Source organism: Sporosarcina sp. P7, assembly GCF_002743425.1.
GTDB lineage: Bacteria > Bacillota > Bacilli > Bacillales_A > Planococcaceae > Sporosarcina.
Map to the genome: position 1 here is coordinate 71,980 of NZ_PDZF01000001.1, position 23,375 is coordinate 95,354.

The following is a 23,375-nucleotide window of genomic DNA, read 5'->3' on the forward strand; positions in this document are numbered from 1 at the left end:
TATTATTTCTTGTAATGAATGAACAGTTGTAAACTCACTCATTATACACAAAATGTTGGTGAAATCAACTGTCTAGTATAAGTAGAATCAGAAAACAGCCTACAGGAAAATAGTCATGATTATTGTTTTTTCGCAGAGGACATAGTAGAATAAAACCATATATTGAGGAGGGATTCAGTTGGAAGACCATTTATTTTTTTATCTGGACTCTGATGCCAAGCGGAATCGAAAAAACGAACCCGCAACAAGAGAAAATCATCTAGAAGGAATTTTTCTAGTAAACAATAAAAAAATCCGAACATGGAAAGAGATGGCCTCTCATTGCGTAGAGTGCATGGAGCCATTACATTATAGCGATGAATTTGACGCACGTTACTGTAAAGGTTGCAATGAATGGCGAGAAATGATTTGTGATCCTAATTGTAAAACATGTCAAACACGCCCAGTAAAACCTTCTGACTGTAAACAAGACTTTGAGTAATCAGATGCTCAAATCCTAAATATATGAAGTGTATCGCTCTTTATAATAACTATTATTATCTTCGAGTCATTCTAATTGAATTTTATATGAATTTTTGTTATTCTAATTATAATTGTGCAAGACAGTCATGTTGTTGTACAAAAGACTAATTGGAGGTTATATATAATGGCTGAGCGTATGGTAGGTAAACAAGCTCCAGATTTCACAATGGAAGCAGTACTAGCTGACAAATCTTTCGGTAAAGTTAGTTTACAAGAAAACATGAAGAACGACAAATGGACAGTTCTTTTCTTCTATCCAATGGACTTCACTTTTGTATGTCCAACAGAAATCACTGCAATGTCGGATCGTTACGATGAGTTCGAAGACTTGGATGCAGAAGTAATCGGGGTTTCTACTGATACTATCCACACTCACCTTGCTTGGATCAACACTGATCGTAAAGACAATGGTCTTGAACAACTAAAATATCCACTAGCAGCAGATACTAACCACTCTGTTTCACGCGACTACGGTGTATTGATCGAAGAAGAAGGTATTGCATTACGCGGCCTTTATATCATCAACCCTGAAGGCGAACTTCAGTATCAGACAGTATTCCATAACAACATCGGTCGTGACGTGGACGAGACTCTTCGTGTACTACAGGCACTACAAACTGGCGGTCTTTGCCCAGCAAACTGGCGTCCAGGTCAAAAAACTCTTTAATTTTTGGACAACCATCCCCACGCGTTACACTAATCGTGGGGATTTTTTTATCACATACTATATACACCCACTTAGCTAGGAGGAATTCTTGATGAAATTACGTGAGCAAATGCCTGAACTTCAAGGTGCTACTACTTGGTTGAATGGTGAAACTTCTAAATCAGAACTTGTTGGAGAAAAACCGACACTGATCCACTTCTGGTCTGTAAGTTGTCACATGTGCAAAGAAGCGATGCCGGATGTAAACAATTTCAGAGATCAATACAAAGAGGAACTAAATGTGGTAGCCGTCCATATGCCTCGTTCAGAAGACGATGTCGATTTGGAACAAATCAAGGAAGTAGCAGCTGAGCATGATATTACACAACCTATTTTCGTTGATAGCGAATTGAAGTTAAACGATGCATTTGAAAACCAATATGTCCCTTCCTACTACGTCTTTGACAAAGATGGTCAATTACGCCATTTCCAAGCTGGCGGAAGTGGTATGAAAATGCTAGAAAAACGCGTAAATCGTGTGCTAGATGAAATGAAGAAAGAAGATTAATTGTACCATCGACTCTTTTCTAAAAGGAGTCGTTTTTTTCTGCCTTCTCGTCATAAAACCCTATAGCAAGCACGAGACAGACATTGCCAATTTATTTATGATACGATTAGTAAAAAGTTTTTAGAAAGCGAGCTGCCGAATGAACAAAATACCTACAAAAATCGCACTTTATATTTTAATGTTCAACATGTTCATCGCAATGGCTGGTGTCGGCTTGATCATCCCCATTATGCCTGAATTCTTAGGTACTTTCGGAGTCGCAGGACGCGCACTCGGCCTATTGATTGCCATGTTCTCATTTGCACAATTTATCTTCTCTCCGATTGCAGGAAATCTTTCAGACAAATATGGCAGAAAAAGCATTATTATTTTCGGCTTAATTATCTACGGACTTTCTCAATTAGCTTTTAGTTTATCAACTGAACTATGGATGCTCTATCTCGCACGATTCTTTTCCGGCTTAGGTGCCGCCTTTATTATTCCGCCTACTATGGCATTTGTAGCGGATATTACATCCACTCAAACCCGCGGTCGCGGAATGGGATTACTTGGCGCTTCAATGTCTTTAGGTTTTATGATTGGTCCTGGAATTGGCGGTTTTTTATCTAAAATCAGCTTATATTTCCCATTTTATTTCGCTGCATCCGCGTCTATTCTAGCGGCGATCGTGTCCTTATTGCTTCTACCTAACCCTAAGCCTGTACTGCAAGGAAGCACAATGAACGAAAACATCTTCCAACAAATGCGTAGATCTACACAAACTTCTTATTTCATTATGCTGATTGTCATGTTTGTATTTTCATTCGGATTAGCCAATTTCCAATCCACCATCTCGTTATATGTGGATCATAAGTATAACTATACGCCTGCTCAAATCGCTGTCATTATTACAGTCGGCGGATTTGTAGGTGTCATCATCCAGACATTTGTCATCGATCGTTTGTTCAAACGTTTTGGCGAAATGCGTATTATTTTAGTCAATTTAGTCTTAGCTGCTTTCGCAATGTTAGGCATTTTATTCGTGAATACATTCTTCACTATTCTCTTGGTGTCAACGATCTTCTCAACCGCCACTTCATTATTGCGACCAGCAGTCAACACCTTAGTTTCGAAACTAGCCGGTAAAGAACAAGGTTACGCAGCCGGTATGATGAATGCTTATATGAGTCTAGGAAACATGATTGGACCCGCTACAGCTGGATATATATTCGATTGGAATATGGAGTCTCCCTATATAGTCGGCACAATCATTCTCTTACTCTGCTATATTCTCGCTTTATACTGGGCTAGAAACAACAAGCCACTTATTGAATCTGCGAGAACTCCATAACACAGTGTCGTGATAGTAAAAAATGAAGACAATCTCTAGTAGTAATAGAGGTTGTCTTCATTCAAGCAACCTCCAAACTGAATGGAAGTTCTTTTTTAATGATCTTTTCTTAATAACTTCGCATACTCCTGCACGATATCTACAAATGCCTTCACTTGCTTCAATTCAAAAGTAGAACTATAGCCAATCAGCCATGTATCACGTGTCAGCTCAAACTCTTCTTCGCTATTGAGCAACGGGATCAGATTGACTTTTTCATCGCCTGACAATGTGATAGAAGGCAGTATGGCATAACCTATACCTTTCAACGCGAGTTGCTTGCACATTTCAATTTGATCCACTACGATTTGACGGCTTGGATTTTGATTGAAGTGCTTATTCCACCAGCGCTGGATTTCCATGTAATAGTTTGAATCACTTTTATACTGAATGAAGTGACGGTTCGTGTCTTTTAATTCATCAATTGTAGAGATTTCAGAATCTACTAGATAGAGCTGATCACGAAATAAATAGACGCGATTACTTTTCCAGTCTGTTTGCCCTCTAACAATACCAATATGCGCTTCCCCTTCATACAATGCTTTGGAGATTTCTGAACTCCATCCTGTCATCAATGAAATTTTAGCGTCGGGGTAAAGTGCTACATAGTCTTTCAATACTTGGGGCAACCAAGTTTGACCGATTATAGAGGCACAAGCAATTTTCAATGTTCCATGTACTTTATCTTCGAGTGAGGCAATCAATTCCATCGTCTCATCTTTCTTCGCCAATGCTTCCTTCGCATAGCTGATGACGTGTTCGCCTGCGGGTGTCGGTTCCAACCCTTTTTGCGAACGTATGAACAATTGCATGCCCCATTCTTTTTCAATCGTCTGGAGGCGCTGTGACAAAGCAGGCTGAGACAAATGAAGGCGCTCTGACGCTTTGCGCATATTACCTTCTTCAGCCAAAGCTTTGATGATATCCAACTCAATTGTTGACATGATCTTGCACCTTCCCTCGTGGAATTCGTAAAATCAACAATAAGCTGATGACTGCAAATACGGCAATCGCAATATACACCCCGTGCAACGAACTATCCAAACCATTTTGTAAACTGATTAGCTCTTGTGATGCAATCATCGAACGACCATCTTCGGTTAACAATGTATTTACATCATCAATCGTGTAGGGCAATTTTTCTTTGGCAAAATAGGTAATGAGTGTAGCGTTCAAAATGGCACCAAACACAGCAGCACCAATCGTATTGCCAAAATTCTTCATGAACATATTAGCTGCGGTAGCCGAGCCTCTTTGTACGCGCGGCACAGCTCCTTGAATCGTCACAATAAAGGATGTATTGGTCAGCCCCATTCCGACACCTATGAAGAAACTTGAACACCCTGCCCATACCGGCCCTAGCGTCGCGTTCATGAAGACAAACATCATGGTGCCAATCACAAGGGACACACCACCTGCAAACGATACGAGAAATGGACCGAATCGTATGAGTAAGTGCCCTGCCAACGAGGAAGCTAAAGGCCAACCAATTGACATGGCAGTTAATGTGAAACCTGCTATGATCGCTGGTTGTTCCATGACTCCAGATACGTAAGTAGGTAAATAAGAAGAAACCCCTATTAAAATAACTCCAGTCGTCAACGAGACGAGATTCGCATATAAAATAACAGGGTTTTTCCATATGCCAAAAGAAATAAGTGGATCTTTCGCCAACTTTTCTTGTCTAAAAAATAACCAAAATGAAATCCCTGAAACTACGATCAATGCTATACCAAAAGCTGAAAGACGTCCAAATCCTTGACCTCCCTCTACTAGCCAGATTAAGATGGTCGCCAAAGCAGATGTTAGAAAAAAAGCACCTTTGTAATCTACAGAAGCTTTTTGTGTTTCTTTTGGTTCATATAAAAAGAAATAAATGACACCCATTGAAAGTAATCCGAGCGGTACGTTCACCCAAAATATATATTGCCAGCTTACGTACTGTACAAGGAATCCGCCAATGACAGGGCCCGAAACTGCAGAAACGCCCCACACACTCGACAAATACCCCTGTATTTTCGCACGTTCTTCCGTTGAATAAATATCGCCAATAATTGTAGTCGCAATTGGCATAACAGCTCCTGCTCCCAAACCTTGTATGAGACGATAGACAATTAATTGCTCCATTGTGATGGCAAATCCACAAAGTATGGAACCAATTAAAAAAATGGTTAAGCCCATAAAAAAAATCGGTTTTCGACCAAATAAATCGGCTAACTTTCCATAAATCAAGACCGTCACGGTACTCATTAATAAATAAGATGAGAATATCCAACTATATCGTGAAAATCCACCTAATTCGGAAGCGATCGTCGGCATGGCAGTGGTAACAATAGTCGCTTCAACTGCTCCCACAAACATAGCGAGCATAACAGCAGCAAGTACAAAGGGCCGATTAGTTTCTTTACGCACAGCTATTTCAACTCCATCTATTAGAAAAAGACCCCTTTATCGGAGTCCTTTTATATTTTACCGATATATTCGCTTCACTGTTTTATCTACATCCATACATTATACATTGTAAATATATTTTTTAAACTCTTTCATAATCACACGTCGTGTAATAATACCTGCAAATGTTCCATCCTCTTCTGTAACGCAGAGAAATGGATGATCAATCAATAGATCGACAGCACGTTGAAAACGGTCATTAACACGAATCGTTGGTAGATTCGTATCCATAATTTCATCTACTTTTATATCTTCTAATCTCTCATATTCAATGCGTTCCATGCCCAAAATGGAATCTGTAATCATCCCAATCCCAAGGAGCCCTTTCAAATGATACTGATTATCCAGTACAGGGATCGCGGAATAGCCAGTCTTCGTCAAAACAAGTAGCGCATGCTCTGCGTTATTGCCAATTTGCACGTGAGCAACTTTTTCCGAAGAAATAATTTGGTCTACGATGGGTGCGGTAAGAAAATCTTTATTGTTTATAGAAACCATAGGTGATCGCTCCTTCTGTTCTTCATCTACATACATTTACCTAAAAGTCCGTTCACTGCTTCCCATCCATCATACCACAAAAATCCATCTCTCACCTCAAAAGAAAGCGGATTCACAAAACAAAAAACCTCTTTCTTTAATAGAAAGAGGCCCAGTAATAAAAAATGATGATAAAGATAAAAACTGAAGCGATAATGATAATCCACAGTAATGGATTCATTGTAAATGGATGCTTCGCTACAACATTCGGTATACGATCCTTTTCATTTAACTGGAATGCACGACTCATTTTTCCTACTCCAGCTATTCCGATCCCTAGCATAATGACGGTTACAAACACCATAGGCCACAACCAAATATCCCACATCATAACTCCCTCCTTTTCGCACATACTATATGCAAGAGCATGTGCAATAAGTGAGTAAGTATGCATACCTAACATTCAATAAATCATTCGCAATTTGTTCGTTTGGATTCTTTAGACGACATATATTAAGAAGCTCCTATGATTTGCTTATATTTCACTCTATATACTTTTTAATCAAAACTTGTGTTCCTTTTTCCCCATAACCGTTAGCGAGTAATTCCGTATACATATCGCGAGCTAGCTGCAATCCTGGCAATTTCAGATTCATTCTTTCTGTTTCCTGTAAGGCAATATTTAGATCCTTTACAAAATGTTTTACATAAAATCCGGGTTCATAATTCTCGTTAATAATTCTGGGACCCAGATCTGATAAACTAAAGGAATTCGCTGCACCCGAAGTGACGGATTGTAACATGGTGTCCGGATCAAGACCTGACTTCATAGCGTATGCAATCGCTTCGCATGCTCCTATCATATTTCCAGCGACAGTAATTTGATTGCACATTTTGGCGTGTTGCCCAGCTCCCGCTTGTCCTTGATAGACAATTTGTTTGCCGAAAACAGACATAACTGGTAACAGCTCTTCAAATAAATCTTTTTGACCCCCACACATGATAGAAAGTGTGCCATTTTGAGCGCCTATATCTCCACCAGATACAGGTGCATCAAGTGCATTCATTTGTAGTGATGCAGCCTTTTCTGCAATGGCAACGGCTAGCTCTGGACTTGAAGTTGTCATATCCACTACAGTCTGAGAAGGGCGACTGTTTGCAAATATACCTTGACGGGAAAAATACACTTCCTCCACGTCGGCTGGCATGCCAATCATCGTGAAAATAATGTCCGCATCTTTAATAGCTTCAGCCACGTGATCAGCCCATTTAGCTCCTAAAGCCATCAATGGTTCCGCCTTTGTTTTCGTTCTAGTGTATACGGTTACTTCATAAGATGCGTTAAGCAAATGCTTAATAATACTAGAACCCATCACACCTGTACCAATAAATGAAATTTTTTCTTTTTGCATATTCCCACTCCTCATGATATATGTTTATGTCCATCGTACAGAAGTTCAAATATTTTTACAATTGAGCAGACATAAAAAAGAGGACCAATACAAGATTGGTCCACAAAAGGGGGAAATGAGAATGTTGCTGTGTTCATTTATATTGTTCCCACTTTTATTTTAAGTTAAACATTCAATTTGGTATTAATTCAAGGTGATTGTGTTTCTTTTTTCTCGTTGAATTCATTAATCAATACATCTAATTTACGACTAAGTTCAATGGTGTCCTCAGCGTTCATACCATATTTTTCTGCGACTTGGATTAGTTGTTTTCTTACACGTTCAATTTCTACATTGCATTTATGCACTAGTTGCACACCTTCCGTCTATAATTACTCTATTCTTTAATATACCAACAATTTAATTTTATTAAACCGAAATAGCATCGACATTTTACGACATTATTTACATATGTATATTTTCTTGATTTCTAGAAATAAGACTTTACGTTTTGAAGATTATAAGGCAAACTATAAAGGAATTCCCAATAGTATGATTCATTGTTTCGCTTAAAGTACATGATGATTGAAGAAAGGATGGTTAGAATGACGATTGCAGAAATAGGTGATATTATAGAATTCAAGGAAGGCTTACAAGGAATTGTGGAAAAGGTGAACGAAAACTCTGTAATTGTAGACTTAACGTATATGAAAGACTTCGATGAATCGGTCATGCAGGAGAAAACAGTCATCAATCATAAACGTTATATCATTTTGAGTAGTAGTTCGCAAGAAGGAAACATTCCTCGCTGTGATCCGTCCAATAGAATAGAATAGTATAAGAAGGAGAGGTACCATATGAACAACAAATGGCGTATTATTTTCACTTCACTGACGGCCTCTATCATGCTTGCTGCATGCGGAACATCTGATGCAGATCCGGAAAAGGATACAACAGGTAATGCTATCGAAGAACCTGCTGCTCCCGTAACAGATGTGGAAGATAGCACTTCTTCCAACAATGAAGCAAAAAATGAAACAGACACTGAAGTAGGAACAGTCGACAATGCAATGAAAAATGCTGTGGAAACAACAAGCGATGAACAAGATTACTCGATGAAGGTACTCCCTGGATATAAACTTACAAGTGAAGAACCAGGTAGAGATAGTCTATATCTAGAAGAAGACGGCGAAATATTCATGCGAATCGAAACTATGCCTAAAGACGAGGAATCCTATACTTTTGATGAACTCTATGAAAATATGGAAGAATTGTTGACGGCTTCAAGTAACAGTGGAACACCTGTTGAGATAACAGAGCAAACAGATCTTCCACAAGCTGATGATATTCTGTCTGTTAAGGGTGCTGTAGTAGATTCTTCTGAAGGATATTTTACAGGCTATGTCATCGAACGTGAAGACAAGTTAATCCGTGTAACCATTTACGCTCAAGAAGACAACGAACATATAACAGACTTTAAGAATATGGCAGCTACAATCAAGTGATATATCCATATAGAAAAGGCCTATCCTTATAGGATTGGCCTCTTCTATATGGACTTTCAATGATTCTGATCACGATACGAAAATTTGTGGGAAAGATAAATGGAAAACTGTTCCTTTACCGACCTCACTAGTAACGGATATAGATCCACCATACTCTTGAACGGTTTTCTTAACAAATGGAAGTCCCAAACCAGTTCCTCCTGGTTTGTTTGTAATAAATGGCAAGAATAAATTTTCAAGCATCTCTTTTTCCATTCCACTCCCTGTGTCGGATATAAAGATATCTACATTCTGCTGATCACCTTCGCTTATCAAGACAGACAACGTATCATTTGTACTCATCGCTTCCATTGCATTTTTAAGAAGATTTATGAATACTTGTTTAATACGGTTAGGATTGGCTTTAATTAATAATGACCCGGTAGCATTAAATTCATTTACTAAATGAACTTGATCCAACAATGCTTTAGGGCGAAGCAATATAAGTACGTCTTCTATTAAAACGGATAATGAAAATACAGTGATTTCGTCAACCGCTGGTTTTGATAATGCGAGCATTTCGTTCAATATTTCATTCATGCGTTTGACTTCATCTTGAATGACGTTTACATACATTTGGGCATTTCCAGTTACTTCGTGTTCCAATAGTTGAAGGAACCCTTGTAATGTTGTCATCGGATTGCGTACTTCATGTGCAATGCTTGCAGCAATTTCTCCAGTCGTGCTTAATTGATCGGAGTGCGCTAGTTGCTCAAATAGACGTTCTCGTTCGGTAATATCTTCAATTCGTAAAATAAACATTTGTGTTTTACAATCCAGTTTCAAACTAACGTCTTGGTAACGCTGTATTTCCTTAAATGTGTAAGACATTTTCACTGTCGAAGATCCTTGTGTTAGAGCTTTTAAAATATATTCTTCAAAAGAAAAAGAAGAGGTTGGAACCATTAAATTAAAAAGATCTTGTAGATGTAACAGTTCACTAGGATTTTGATCTGGGAATATTTCTGAAAATAAATCATTGGTTGAAATGATATACCCCGATTCATTCACTAGCGCCATTGGTATAGTCGCCGTTAAATAGGCACTTTCATAAAGTTGATGCAATTTATGATTTTGTTCACCAATTTTTATTGTTAAAAGGGCCCTACTGCTATATTGTTGGTATATAATATGACAAGGTTCACGATTGTTATTCGGCATAATTAGATGACCAGTCAATACAGTTTGATCGGCTATCGTTTCTGTTTTCATCAGAAACAATCGCTTCTCTATTTGTTCCAACAAACTATGATCAAATATTTCAGATATATGGTGTGGTATGAAATCTTTAGGCATAAGTAATTTAACAGCTTCCGTCATATTAAGTATATCGCCCTCTTCATCTAAGACGATTTTAAAAAGTGAACTTTCTAGATAACGATTGATATCTAGTGTGTTTAACACTGTAGCAGTCCCCCCCATAAAGTAGCAACTATCAATTACTTACTTGTAATTTTTTTCTCGTTTGGAAGTAAATTCTGATTGATTCTTATTATGCCATAATGACGTACTTGTTCACATAGGCTTATAGTCTATTTTGTTATTTTCAACTACTTATATTATTTTGAGATTAGGAGTTTTGTCATGAGCATCATTTTATCTACATTAAACGCTAAATATATACATACCAATATTGCAATTCGCTATTTGAAAGCTTATGCAGCACCTGAATTTCATTGTGAACTAGCTGAATTTACCATTCATGATCCAACGCTCTCTATCGTTTCGGAGCTATATCAACATTCTCCAGACGTCGTAGGTTTTAGCGTATATATTTGGAATATAGAAGAAACTATAAAAGTAATTCGTATGCTGAAACTGACAAGTCCTAAAACCATTATAGTTTGTGGTGGACCTGAAGTAACGTATGACTATGATCAGTGGTTAAAAAGAGTACCGGAAATTGATATTATTGCGATAGGAGAAGGCGAAAAGACGTTTAAGGATATACTTCGAGCAGTCGATGGACAAACTGATCTTTCTTCTGTACAGGGTATTGCCTATCGTACAGAAGGAAAATTAAAGATTACAGCTCCAGGTCCTAAATTGGATCTTCGGGAACTACCCTCCCCTTTTCGTTTTCCGGAGGATATTCCGCATCTCACAAATCGTGTAATGTATATCGAAACAAGTCGCGGCTGTCCATTCTCTTGTCAATTCTGCCTTTCTTCAATCGAAGTGGGTGTTCGATACTTTAATCGAGAGACCATAAAAGAAGACATTCGCTACTTGATGCAACATGGCGCAAAAACGATTAAATTTGTCGACCGTACATTCAATATTAGTAGAAGTTATGCAATGGAAATGTTCCAGTTTCTTATAGATGAACATTTGCCTGGAACCGTCTTTCAATTCGAGATCACCGGTGATATCATGCGACCAGAAGTGATTCAGTTTTTAAATGACAATGCACCCAAAGGCCTATTTAGATTTGAAATTGGTGTCCAATCTACCAATGACCTAACCAATGAATTGGTTAAAAGAAGACAAAATTTCACTAAGTTATCGCGAACGGTCACTATGGTAAAAGAAGGTGGAAAAATTGCTCAGCACCTTGATTTGATTGCTGGACTTCCTGAAGAAGATTATGCATCTTTCCGTGATACGTTCAACGAAGTGTTTGCTTTACGACCTGAAGAATTACAGTTAGGCTTTTTGAAGCTACTACGCGGAACTGGTTTACGTATCCAGGCAGAGCAATATGGTTATCGTTACATCGACACCGCCCCTTATGAAATTGTATCAAATAATGTCCTGTCCTTTGATGATATGCTGAAGATTAAACAAACAGAAGACATTCTCGAGAAATATTGGAATTCAGGTCGATTTATACACTCTATGGAGTATATTGTCACAGAATTGGTCGATACACCATTTGACTTCTTCCAATTATTCGGAGCATTTTGGGAGAAGCAAGGTTGGTCACGAATCGGTCATCAGTTCGAAGACTTATTCACTCGCTTGGAACGCTTCCTAGAAGAAGTATTGAAAATCGATACTTCTATAGCAGAAAGTCTATTGAAGATGGACTATTTACTTCATCAAAAGTTTTTGCCAAGAAAGATCTGGTGGAATTCTGGTGTGCCTGAAGAAGAGTTAAAAGAGGTCTATCAATTACTCTTACGTTCCCCACATTTGCTTGGTGATACGTTTGAGTCAATGGATTACACTGAACGAACGATTCGAAAGCAAGTTTTCATCACAAAGACCTCTGCTAAATTAAAAGAAGATCTATCCGTAATAAAAGATCCCGGTTATCTGATTGTCCAATACACACCAGGTAAAGAAGCACAGCACTACCATCTGTCTGAACAAGCACTAGACACCGTTTATCTATAATAAAACCGCAGCATGCGAAAATTCGCTTGCTGCGGTTTTATATTTCCTATTAACCAATAATTACACGCTCTTTTGGGTAATGATAAGGTGTTTTATTCGATTTGCCACCTATCGTATAGATGAACGATATCAAACCTACTCGACCGATAAACATTAGCACCATAATAATCACTTTACCGAACACTGATAAATCACTTGTAATACCAAGTGACATGCCACACGTTCCGAAAGCGGATGTGATTTCAAATAACAACGGGATTACAGGTATTCCAGGCTCCGTAAGTAATAGCAACAATAATGCCGCCAACACCATAAAGCACGCTACGAGGATGACTGCATACGATCGGAATACGTCAATTAGTTTAATTTGGCGTTTAAAAACGTGTATAACGTCATTCCCCTTCGCAAAGTTAATGAGAAATAATAGCGCAATAGCAAAGGTCGTCGTGCGGATACCGCCACCTACTGAACTGGGCGAAGCACCAATGAACATGAGCGCACTGACAAAAATATCTGTTGCTTCACTAAATTGCGTTACGTCATACGTCACAAGACCCGCCGATCGTGCAGAAACTGAATGGAATAACGCCGTGAAAAATTGCTGATGCCAGCTCATTCCTTTAAATGAATTCAATGATTCCAACACCCAAATAGTGAATGTACCTGCGAGTAACAGAATACCGAATGTCGCGGTCGTAATCTTAGTGAAAAGGGAGAAGCGAAAATGCGGCACTTTTTTCGAAAAGAAGCTCTTCACTTCAATCAGAACCGGAAAGCCAATAGCACCTAAAATAATTAATATCATTAGTATAAGTTGCACGAAGTAATCATCATGATACGGTATCATCGATGAACCCGTAATGTCAAAACCCGCATTCGTAGTTGCAGACACCGCCATGAACATGCCATTCAACAACGCTTCACTAAATGAATTGTAAGAACGATAAATATATAGTGTTAAAATACCACCGCCAATAATCTCAATGGCTACGATAATTTGGATGATGTGACGTATTAATTGAACGACACCTTGTAATGTGTACTGATTCGTGTCCACCATAATCAGTTGCCGCTCTCTCATGCCAATTCTTTTCTTTACAAGTAGCCAGAAAAATGTTCCTAATGACATGATGCCAATACCACCGAGCTGAAGGACGAGCATGATCATGCAAATACCAAATACAGAGTACGTTTCTCCGATACTAATAGAAGACAAGCCCGTTACGCTGACGGCGCTCACAGCCGTAAATAAACTATCTATAAAGGCCACCTTCACGCCCGGTTTATAGACACCCGGCAAGTTTAACAAGACAAAAGAAGATGCAATTGCCAAAAAGTAGTAGAAGGCGATAATCTGTGCTGGGGTAAACTTATGAAAAACTTCCCTGGAAAGCCTCATCTTTTTCAAATTCCTTTCATAACGGAAACTTCATTTTCCTACTTTATCAAATCCCTTAATGAAAAGATAGCTATATATAGAACATTACACTCTTTATACACTTCTAAACTGAGGCAACAAAAAAGCAGTCCCTTCCGTTCACATGGAAGAGACTGCTTTCGTATTATCTGTTAGCTTTCACTTTAGATTTGGCAACGGCCAGTAGATATCCGCCGATAGCTAAGATTAATAACACAACCCAGAATGTTGTTTTCCACATTGTAGAGTGTGGGAATGCTTCTGGAATGATGAGAAGCGCAGGGTGTGCCAGCGTTAATACAACTAGCTTTACACCTACCCATCCGACAATTAAGAATGCTGCAGTTTCCAAGGTTGGATACTTTTCAAGCATTACCACAAATTGTTTCGCTGCAAATCGAATCATGACCAAACCAATCATACCACCTAGCAACATTACAGCGAACTGCCCACCATTAATGCCACCGATATGGAAGTTACCTAACTCAGGCAATGTTACGGCAAGCGCAACAGCCGCAAGCATAGAGTCCAAAGCGAACGCAATATCTGCCAGTTCCACTTTCAACACAGTCATCCAGAAACCGGATTGTTTTTTAGGTTTCTTATTCGGATGCCCTTCTGGCTTATGGGTCACTTTATCGTATATATTTTTACCGGATATAAACAATAAGTAAATGGCACCGATTGCTTGTATCTCCCAGAACTTCACTAAAAACGTAATCATAAATAGTGCAGTGAATCTAAAGACGAATGCCCCTAGCAAACCATAAAATAATGCTTTCTTTTGTTGGAGTTTCGGTAAGTGCTTTACCATTACTGCCATTACTACCGCGTTGTCTGTCGCTAATAGGCCCTCGAGTACAATTAACACTAGGAGTACCCATGCATATTCTAATAAAATCGGATCCAACATAATGCCTCCTTATTTTCTACAAAATAAAAAAGACCCTCACCTAATAATTAGGCAAAGGTCTCGCTAAGTTGGAATTTTACGTTCAAAATCCAGCTATCATAACCGATGACCATTGTGGCGGTCACGTATTGACGATTATGAAATAGGTTTCCCTATAGCTACTCCCCCTTGACATTGCGTCAAAAGTTATTAAGTTATCGGATACTTTTAAAGTATTATAACATGATAACTTTGATTTGCAAATGATTTAGGCGATGCCTGTAGAGCTATTCAATTTAGTATGCATAACTATTTTGATGTAGATGTAAGCGTATCGCGTGGGTACTGTCCATTGTATAGTTTACTCCTACCACTATACTTTTCCTTGACATGATTTATTCAATATAACAAAAAAAGCCGACAAACGAAAAGTACCATTTGCCGGCAGTATGCATTATTTGGTTTCTCTAACCGTTACAGTTTCCGTTACTGTCACGGTTACAGTTTCCGTTATCTTAACAGGCTGATCTTCCGTTACAGCGTGTTCTCTCTTCGGCGTATTCCTACCTCGACGCGTCTCCCGATCCAACAAACTGTAAATGATGGGAACAATATACAATGTCAAGAACGTGGAACTGATCAATCCGCCAATTACTGCAATCCCCATCGGTTGGTTCAACTCCGAACCTTCACCGAGGCCTAGCGCTAACGGTAGTAAGCCCAATATAGTTGTGAGGGCTGTCATGAGGATTGGACGCACACGGTCACGTACAGACGACATGATGGCATCATACGAACTAAGTCCTGCCTCTTTACGCTGATTGATGTAATCAACTAACACAATTCCGTTGTTGACCACAATCCCAACCAATATGAGAAGACCTATGACTGCTGTTACACTAACTGGTGTATTCGTGAAGAATAACGCTAAGGCTACACCGATTAACATAAGAGGTACAGAGAACATGATAACGAATGGATATTTAAACGATTCGAACTGTGCAGCCATTACGATATATACCAATATCACTGCCAGTATTATCGCCAATAACATATCGTTAATCGCATTTTCAAATAACTCGCGATCTCCCCCGTATGAAAGTTCTACTTCACTTGGTAGATCGAGGTCCTCTACAATATCATTCACCTTTTTCGTCATATCTCCCAATGATTCACTGGATAGATATTTCACAGTAAATGCGACTGAATGTGCTTGATCTACACGTACAATCGTTGCAGGACCTTCTGCGATTTCCACATCCGCTATGTCCTTCAATTTAACAAACGTATCCAGCGGTGTTTTTAATTCCAATTCCTTTAACTTATCTACACTATTGCGGAAACGTTCATCATAGCTAACGTTCACTCCAACTACTTCGCCTGTTTTCTCAAAGACGATTTGTGAAGCAAAGACACCTCGCGTAACGTCACTAACCGTTTGCGCTATTTGATATGGAGCCAATCCGACATCTGAAGCTTTGTCACGATCCACTTCAATTTTTATTTCCTCTACCGTATCTACCAAATCATTTTTGACGTCAGTTACAGTATCCATTTCACTCAATTTCTCATCAAGCTTTGATACCGCTTTTCCTAACCGTTCCTCATTCGTATCATGTAAGGAGAATGATAAGGTGTTTGGACTCGAGCCAGCAGCAGTCTGCATGTTGAAACTGATTTCTGCCTCATCGCCGATTTCATCTTCTACGACTGGTTGTACTTTGTCTACAAATTCAAAGACGGAGCGGTCACGGTCTTCTAGTGGGATCAGTTTTACATACACTTCTGCCATATTGCTTTCTGATCCACCTTGGGCCATACTTTGCTGAGTTCCGCCGACTAAACTGACATACACTTCCACGTCGTCTTGTTTCTTCATTTCTTCTTCAATTCGTTTTACTACATCGTTTGTCGCATCGAGTGAAGCACCATTTGGTAACTTTACATTGACGCTGAAAGATCCTTCATCCGTAGCAGGCAGGAATTCCGTTCCTACTTTTAGAATTCCGAATACGCTTCCTACTAGTAAAGCGGTTGTGAGTAGTAACACGAGTAGACGATGACCTAAAGCCCACTTGACGGATTTTTCGAATCTCTGATTTTTCTTCACACGATTCTTTTTCTCGAGTGTTTCTTCATCAGGTGTTTTCAACAAACGGCTCGCAAGCATAGGCACGACAGTCAATGCAACAACTAACGACGCAAATAAACTAAATGAAATCGTTAATGCGAACTCCGTGAAGATTTGACCAATGATTCCCGTAATGAAAATAATCGGTACAAAAACAGCTAGGGTAGTTAACGTAGACGCGGTTATCGCCCCGCCCACTTCCTTAGAACCATCTTTCGCTGCTTCTGTTGGTGTTTTCCCCATTGCTAAATGACGCTCAATATTTTCTATTACGACAATGGCATTATCAACTAACATCCCAATCCCTAGAGCAAGTGCACCGAGTGTCATGATGTTTAACGAGAAGTCTGCGAAATACATGAGAACAAATGTTACAATAACCGAATATGGAATTGCTACTCCAATGATGATGGGACTCTTAATTCCACGTAAGAAAACAAATAATACGAGCATAGCGAACAAACCACCAAGAATTAATGACTGACCGATATTGCCAATGGCGATCTGTACATAGTCCCCTTGATCAAACATCACATCAGATTCAATATCTTTGTATGCGTCTTTCTCCAATAACTTATCCAATGATTTTTTAAACTCTTTAGATACAGTTGCAGTATTTGCTCCTGATTCTTGAAGTACAGACAATAATACAGCTTGCTCATCATTGGCTCGTGTTTCTGTCTGTACTTCCGGCTCCAACAAAGCAACATCCGCCACGTCAGAGACTTTGATTTTGTCACCTGTCTGAGGATTAGCGCCTATTTGGATACCTCGTACATCCGAGATATTTTGTACAGTACTTAAGATTCTTGTAGTTAACTTTCTACCATCACTCGTGTCAATCGGATCTCCTGGCATAGATACATTACTAGCTTGTATTGCTTGCACGACATCGGATTGCGTTAAACTAAATTCTTTTAGTTTATCAGGATCTAAAATAACCTGAACGTCTTCAATGATTTTACCTGACACGTTGACACTGGCTACACCTTCAATACGGCGTAATTCTTTCTCTAGCTCCTCTGCAATCTTCCGTATATTCGTGTCTTGATCGACGGAGCGTAAAGATAATTGGATGACCGGGAATTGAGAGGGATCAAACTTCATGAAACGTGGTTTATTAGCTCCGTCAGGCATTTCTACTTGATCAATCCGTTGGAGGATATCCATTTGGACGTCGTCAATCGAAGAATCCCAGTCAAATTGTAAGAATACTAAGTTGGCTCCTTCTCGAGAAGAAGACTGCATCGACTTTAAGCCAGGAGCTGTCGATAAACTTTCTTCCAACGGTTTAGTGATTTTCTCACTTACTTCCGTTGGTGAAGCACCCGGATAATTCGTCACCACTACCGCTACCGGCGGATTTAGATCAGGAATTAATGTAACAGGAATTTTAAAGAAGGATACTGCACCTAAAATAATGACAAGAAACATAGTGACTAACGTAAAAACGGGTCGTTTGACCGAAAAACTACTAATCTTCATTGATCTATTCCTCTCTTTTCTCAGCGCTCCAGCTGGAGAAACCTTTTCATCTTTCCACCATACCACCTGAATAGCGTACTTTCACCGATATTTGCTCGAATCATAACGAATACACACAAAAATTATTCACAATTTTAACAAATAACCCGGACGGATTACAATGAATCCGTCCGGGCCGTATATTTTACAATTTATAATTGGTTATACAGTTTGATATCCGGGTATTTATCTTGGAACCAACGCATCGCAAAATTGTTTTCAAACAAGAAAACTTTGTGATCATATCGATCTTTTACGAGTAATGCACGTTGTCCTGCCATGGTCTCTTTTACATCTTCTTCGTTTTCAATCCAGCGCGCTACTTTGGATCCCATTGTCTCCATCTGGACTTCCACATGGTATTCCGCTCTCATACGATGTTCGAAAACTTCGAATTGAAGCTGCCCCACTGCACCGAGAATGACTTCTTCCGTATGCAATGTTTTGTAATACTGAATAGCTCCTTCCTGCACAAGCTGTAAGATTCCTTTGTGGAACTGTTTGGATTTCATGACGTTTTTAGCATTTACTCTAACAAAAAGCTCGGGAGTAAATTGTGGAAGCGCCTCAAATTGAAAGTTTGCTTTACCACTGATGACCGTGTCACCAATTTGGTAGTTACCTGTGTCATATAACCCAATAATATCGCCTGCTACTGCCTGATTGACAGTTTCGCGGTCATCTGCAAGGAATTGAGTCGTTTGCGTTAACTTGAAGTTTTTAGAAAGACGCGGAACCGTTACCGTCATGCCACGCTCAAATTCACCAGAAACGATTCGAACAAATGCAATCCGATCCCGATGTGCAGGATTCATGTTAGCCTGAATTTTAAAGATAAAGCCTGAAAAAACTTCAGACTCAGGATCTACAAATTCAGCATCTTTCGTTAACCTAGGTTGAGGCTCAGGTGCGAATTGTAAAAATGTTTCTAAAAATGTCTGAACACCAAAATTAGTCAACGCACTACCGAAGAATACAGGTGTCAAATCGCCTTTAGCGATACGTTCTTCATCAAAGTCGTTCCCAGCTTCATTTAATAGCATGACATCTTCTAGTGCTTGCTTATAGTAAGAAGTCTCTTTCATGGAGTGTTCTACTGCAAGCTCACCGTCTTCGTCGATTGGAAGGAAACGTTCCTCGTCTGCATTCGGACGCGCTAGCTCTATACGTTCATTGAAACGATCGTAAATGCCTAGGAACTCTTTCCCCATACCAATTGGCCAATTCATTGCATAAGATTGGATTTCCAACACTTCTTCTAGTTCTTCCATTAGCTCCAAAGGCTCTTTACCTTGGCGATCCATTTTATTAATGAATGTGAAGATAGGAATTCCGCGCATTTTACATACTTTAAATAATTTAATGGTCTGTGGCTCGATTCCTTTTGCTGAATCAACCATCATGACGGCAGCATCCACTGCCATTAACGTTCTATACGTATCTTCACTGAAGTCTTCGTGTCCGGGTGTATCCAAAATATTGACACGTTTGCCTGCATAGTCAAATTGTAAAACGGAAGAAGTGACAGATATTCCACGTTGTTTTTCAATTTCCATCCAGTCAGAAGTAGCGAACTTTCCTGATTTCTTTCCTTTAACTGTACCAGCATCACGAATCGCTCCGCCAAAATATAGTAACTTTTCAGTAATTGTCGTTTTACCGGCATCGGGGTGAGAAATAATCGCAAACGTTCGCCGCGATGTGATTTCATCATGTCTATTTTTTTGCATCCATTGTACTCTCCTTTTGCTTACGTTTTCTATCATAGAGAGAATAGGAATGCATTTCAATGGTTTTCATTGAATTGACTAAAAAACTATAAACTCTCAATTCCAAACTGTACTTCACTTATTGATGGGTGTGTCGCCGAACTTTTTGGTTGCTTCCTCAAGTGCAATGTTTGCATCCGAATGCGCATATTTCGTATTGCCGATAATTTGAAAATCTTCGTGACCTTTTCCAGCAAATATAATGATGTCTCCCGCATTTGCTTGCTCAATAGTATGACGCACTGCTTCTTCTCTATCCCCTATACATGCGTACTGGTTATGCGGCATAGTGGCACTAAGTTCCGATAAGATCGACTCGTATGGCTCGTCTCGTGGATCATCTGTCGTAAAGACAACATAATCTGCCGCTGCCGCTTTTTCTCCCATGATTGGGCGCTTAAGACGATCACGATTGCCTCCCGTTCCTATTAAGAATAATAGACGGTTGCCTTCCTTTTTTAAAGGTTGCACTGTAGCAATCGCTTTTTCAATCGCATCCGGCGAATGTGCATAATCGATGAAAATAGTCAGTGGTAAAGATGTTTCCACTTTTTCAAGACGGCCTTTCACTGTCGATACATTCGCCAGTAGCGGTAAAATATCTTCTGTCGCCATTCCTTTCGCATATAACGCTGCAATTGCGGCCAACGAATTATAGACGTTAAACTCTCCAATCAACGGCATCGTAACGGGGAACGTTCCATCTGGAGCATGCAATTGGAATTTCGTAAAGTTCGACTGCATTTCAATCGCTGTTGCTTGGAATGAAGACTTCACATGAATACCGTATGTGTAAATTGGGAACGATGTCATTTCGATCATCTTACTGCTCCATGGATCATCAGCATTGATGATTGCATACTTTTGTTGATCAAGTTGCTGACCCAATTGTGCAAACAGTAAACCTTTCGCCGCACTGTAATTCTCCATCGTTTTGTGATAATCCAAATGATCATGCGTTAAGTTAGTGAAGATCGCGATATCAAATTCCGTTCCTGCCAATCGTCCTTCAACTAATCCGTGTGAAGACACTTCCATGATCATTGATTCGCAACCTTCATTTGCTGCTTGCGCAATCATCTGCTGAGTAGTCAAAACATCAGTCGTTGTATTTTCCGTTTCATAGAGGATGTCATTTAATTTAAAACCAATCGTACCAGAAACAGCTGTTTTTTCATCATTCTGTCGTAGCATGTCATGAATGATGTTGCCGACACTCGTTTTTCCATTAGTTCCAGTAACACCGATCATTTTCATCCGCTTCGAAGGATACTGATAGTACTTAGATGCCAATAGCTCAATCGCTTTTGATGTGTTTTCGACATAGACGACCGCTGTACGGTCTTCATCTATTATGATAGGCTCTGATGCGATAATAACACGTGCGCCACTCAATAATGCACTCTTGACGAAGTGATGACCATTCACTGTATAACCTTTTAGACAAACAAATACCCCTCCGTCTTGAACAGCTCTTGAGTCGACCGCTACGTCTGTTATATTTTCAGGTAATGTTCCTTTAATTGTTTTTACAGGTAGTACAGATAGTAAATCTTTCGTGTTCATTTGGTCTCCTCCAATACGTTGGTGAATAACTCGTGTAAGTATAACAAAAAGGCGAATAGTAATTCAAAAAGGTTTTTTATTCTGGAAAATGAAGTGTTATAGAATGTATCTATCATTCCTATTATACGCATCTTTTCTTATCACATCCAGCATGGAATATAGCGTGAAGTTTCTATATCATGCCGAAATATTTACTCCTATTGTCCGTTACTTGAATGATGTTGATTTGTAAAAAGATCATCGGTGATCACAAAGGCACTTTGCTGGTCAAAAGACAGCAAAGCGCATCTCAATAGTTTGAATTTCCTTACAGTTAGCGAATGAAACGCTTTACTACTGACAATTTCCCTCTATATGGAGGAAATGCTATAGGCACCGATACTGCGGTACTCTTTTTCATCATGGATTTCGAATGGGAGAATGTTTCAAAACTTGCTTTTCCATGGTATTGATTCATTCCAGAAGGCCCTACTCCGCCAAACGGTAAATGAATGTTGGCCACATGTGAAATGGTGTCATTGATGCAACCACCGCCAAAAGGCAATACTTCGATGAAATGATTGACTGCCTCATCGTTTTCAGTAAAAAGGTATGCAGCAAGCGGCTTAGGTAACATGCTAATGTGCTGAATGGCCACACCTAAATTATCATACGGAAGAACAGGCAAAATCGGCCCAAATAACTCCTCTTGCATACTTGCGCTATTCCAGTCCGAAAGCGCTAAAATCGTCGGCTCGATGTATTTATCCGCAGCATCTGTCTTGCCGCCTTCTACGATATATGCTTGATCTTGCTCTAATATTTTCGCCAGCCGATCGAAATGACGATCCGCAATTATGCGACCGTAGTCAGCACTCTTCTGTGCATCCTTCCCGTAATAACGTTGGATAGCGCTCTTCATTTCAGTTAACAACTCATCGTAAATCGAAACGTCAGCTAATACATAGTCTGGTGCTACACATGTTTGACCTGCATTCATATACTTACCCCAAACAATCTTCTCTGCCGCTTTTTTGATATCTGCGGTATGATCGACAACGGCTGGACTTTTTCCGCCCAATTCTAGTGTCAATGGAGTCAATCTCTCCGCACAAGCTTTCATGACGATTTTCCCTACTTTTGCACTTCCGGTAAAGAATACATAATCAAATGGTGCGCCAAGTAACAGTTGTGTCTCTTCTTTGTGACCATGCACAACGGTTACATACTCCGCTGGAAAGACACTTGAAATGATTTTGTCTACGACAGCAGCTGTATGCAATGCATCTTCCGAAGGTTTCAACACTGTACAATTCCCTGTTGCGATCGAGCCTATTAACGGATCAATCAACAGTTGGAACGGATAGTTAAAGGGTCCGATAATCAATACAGTGCCATATGGTTCCTTCACGATAAAGCTCATTGCCGGTTGTAAATGGAGTGGTGTCTTAACTTTTTCAGGCGCTGCCCATTCTTCCAAGTGATCCATCATATGTGTAATACTGGATAACACAAAGCCTATCTCTGCTACATAGGCTTCGAGCGGAGGTTTGTGTAGATCTTTATGCAATGCATCCGAGATTTCTTTCTCATGCTTTTGAATCGCTTTATACAGCTTTTCCAGCATCATTTTTCGAAATGAAATACTACGCGTTACTCCTGAGACATAATATTGCTTCTGTTTGTTCATAATCATTTCAAGTTCCAGACTGGTCATTGCCAAATTATCCACACTCCTCATGATTGTTGTTGTTATCAGTCTACCATTTTATTCAATAGAAAAAACTTCA

20 protein-coding genes are annotated in these 23,375 nt (G+C 39.5%); 7 read left to right on the plus strand and 13 right to left on the minus strand.

Translation table 11 applies throughout. From position 1 onward, the window contains the following. Positions 1 to 178: 178 nt before the first annotated feature. The 4 genes from CSV60_RS00375 (at position 179) to CSV60_RS00390 (ending at position 3,066) form a co-directional block, all read left to right on the plus strand. On the plus strand, positions 179 to 481 hold the full coding sequence (locus tag CSV60_RS00375) for a hypothetical protein (protein ID WP_099635693.1): 303 nt from the start codon (positions 179 to 181) through the stop codon (positions 479 to 481). Between the two features lie 165 nt (positions 482 to 646). Then, positions 647 to 1,189, plus strand: a complete 543-nt coding sequence (locus CSV60_RS00380; RefSeq protein ID WP_099632383.1) for a peroxiredoxin — start codon at positions 647 to 649, stop codon at positions 1,187 to 1,189. A 91-nt stretch (positions 1,190 to 1,280) separates the two neighbouring features. Further along, positions 1,281 to 1,736, plus strand: coding sequence for a TlpA family protein disulfide reductase (locus CSV60_RS00385; protein WP_099635694.1), 456 nt, complete (start codon positions 1,281 to 1,283; stop codon positions 1,734 to 1,736). 139 nt (positions 1,737 to 1,875) lie between these two features. Continuing rightward, positions 1,876 to 3,066 carry an MFS transporter gene (locus tag CSV60_RS00390; RefSeq protein WP_099635695.1) on the plus strand — a complete coding sequence of 397 codons (1,191 nt, stop codon included), beginning with the start codon at positions 1,876 to 1,878 and terminating at the stop codon, positions 3,064 to 3,066. A 95-nt stretch (positions 3,067 to 3,161) separates the two neighbouring features. Here the strand turns inward: CSV60_RS00390 and CSV60_RS00395 are convergent, their stop codons facing one another. The 6 genes from CSV60_RS00395 to CSV60_RS00420 all read right to left on the minus strand — a co-directional run bounded on the left by CSV60_RS00395 (position 3,162) and on the right by CSV60_RS00420 (position 7,792). Further along, entirely contained in the window at positions 3,162 to 4,049 is an 888-nt protein-coding gene (locus tag CSV60_RS00395) for a transcriptional regulator CcpC (RefSeq protein ID WP_099632386.1), read from the minus strand. Beyond that, positions 4,036 to 5,475, minus strand: coding sequence for an MDR family MFS transporter (locus CSV60_RS00400; protein WP_199173195.1), 1,440 nt, complete (start codon positions 5,473 to 5,475; stop codon positions 4,036 to 4,038). Before CSV60_RS00400 ends, CSV60_RS00395 begins: the two co-directional genes overlap by 14 nt. Positions 5,476 to 5,616: 141 nt before the next feature. Then, positions 5,617 to 6,054 carry a cyclic-di-AMP-binding protein CbpB gene (gene cbpB / locus CSV60_RS00405; protein ID WP_099632388.1) on the minus strand — a complete coding sequence of 146 codons (438 nt, stop codon included), beginning with the start codon at positions 6,052 to 6,054 and terminating at the stop codon, positions 5,617 to 5,619. 136 nt (positions 6,055 to 6,190) lie between these two features. After that, the gene (locus tag CSV60_RS00410) at positions 6,191 to 6,421 is read right to left on the minus strand and encodes a hypothetical protein (protein ID WP_099632389.1); all 231 of its coding nucleotides are present in this window, start codon (positions 6,419 to 6,421) and stop codon (positions 6,191 to 6,193) included. A gap of 154 nt (positions 6,422 to 6,575) precedes the next feature. Continuing rightward, a complete protein-coding gene (locus CSV60_RS00415; RefSeq protein ID WP_099635696.1) occupies positions 6,576 to 7,445 on the minus strand; it encodes an NAD(P)-dependent oxidoreductase in 870 nt (289 codons plus the stop codon). Positions 7,446 to 7,633: 188 nt separating this feature from the next. Next, positions 7,634 to 7,792, minus strand: coding sequence for an aspartyl-phosphate phosphatase Spo0E family protein (locus CSV60_RS00420; protein ID WP_099632391.1), 159 nt, complete (start codon positions 7,790 to 7,792; stop codon positions 7,634 to 7,636). A gap of 237 nt (positions 7,793 to 8,029) precedes the next feature. Between CSV60_RS00420 and CSV60_RS00425 the strand changes: the two genes are divergently transcribed. Both CSV60_RS00425 and CSV60_RS00430 read left to right on the plus strand, forming a co-directional pair. Continuing rightward, a complete protein-coding gene (locus CSV60_RS00425) occupies positions 8,030 to 8,260 on the plus strand; it encodes a YkvS family protein (RefSeq protein WP_099632392.1) in 231 nt (76 codons plus the stop codon). Positions 8,261 to 8,281: 21 nt separating this feature from the next. Further along, complete coding sequence (locus CSV60_RS00430) at positions 8,282 to 8,929, plus strand: hypothetical protein (RefSeq protein WP_099635697.1); 648 nt, start codon at positions 8,282 to 8,284, stop codon at positions 8,927 to 8,929. 69 nt (positions 8,930 to 8,998) lie between these two features. Here the strand turns inward: CSV60_RS00430 and CSV60_RS00435 are convergent, their stop codons facing one another. Further along, on the minus strand, positions 8,999 to 10,372 hold the full coding sequence (locus tag CSV60_RS00435) for an ATP-binding protein (protein ID WP_158233140.1): 1,374 nt from the start codon (positions 10,370 to 10,372) through the stop codon (positions 8,999 to 9,001). A gap of 180 nt (positions 10,373 to 10,552) precedes the next feature. On the opposite strand from CSV60_RS00435, the gene CSV60_RS00440 reads away from it, so the two are divergent. After that, entirely contained in the window at positions 10,553 to 12,307 is a 1,755-nt protein-coding gene (locus CSV60_RS00440) for a B12-binding domain-containing radical SAM protein (RefSeq protein WP_099635699.1), read from the plus strand. A 49-nt stretch (positions 12,308 to 12,356) separates the two neighbouring features. Here CSV60_RS00440 and CSV60_RS00445 read toward each other — a convergent pair whose 3' ends face one another. The 6 genes from CSV60_RS00445 to CSV60_RS00470 form a co-directional block, all read right to left on the minus strand. Beyond that, positions 12,357 to 13,706 carry a TrkH family potassium uptake protein gene (locus CSV60_RS00445; RefSeq protein WP_099632396.1) on the minus strand — a complete coding sequence of 450 codons (1,350 nt, stop codon included), beginning with the start codon at positions 13,704 to 13,706 and terminating at the stop codon, positions 12,357 to 12,359. A gap of 163 nt (positions 13,707 to 13,869) precedes the next feature. After that, complete coding sequence (locus tag CSV60_RS00450; RefSeq protein WP_099632397.1) at positions 13,870 to 14,634, minus strand: TerC family protein; 765 nt, start codon at positions 14,632 to 14,634, stop codon at positions 13,870 to 13,872. A gap of 436 nt (positions 14,635 to 15,070) precedes the next feature. Continuing rightward, the gene (locus CSV60_RS00455; protein WP_099635700.1) at positions 15,071 to 18,232 is read right to left on the minus strand and encodes an efflux RND transporter permease subunit; all 3,162 of its coding nucleotides are present in this window, start codon (positions 18,230 to 18,232) and stop codon (positions 15,071 to 15,073) included. Positions 18,233 to 18,423: 191 nt separating this feature from the next. Next, positions 18,424 to 20,001, minus strand: coding sequence for a peptide chain release factor 3 (locus tag CSV60_RS00460; protein ID WP_099632399.1), 1,578 nt, complete (start codon positions 19,999 to 20,001; stop codon positions 18,424 to 18,426). 114 nt (positions 20,002 to 20,115) lie between these two features. Further along, complete coding sequence (locus tag CSV60_RS00465) at positions 20,116 to 21,606, minus strand: UDP-N-acetylmuramoyl-L-alanyl-D-glutamate--2,6-diaminopimelate ligase (protein WP_099635701.1); 1,491 nt, start codon at positions 21,604 to 21,606, stop codon at positions 20,116 to 20,118. A gap of 313 nt (positions 21,607 to 21,919) precedes the next feature. After that, entirely contained in the window at positions 21,920 to 23,308 is a 1,389-nt protein-coding gene (locus CSV60_RS00470; protein WP_099635702.1) for an aldehyde dehydrogenase, read from the minus strand. Positions 23,309 to 23,375: the final 67 nt, after the last annotated feature.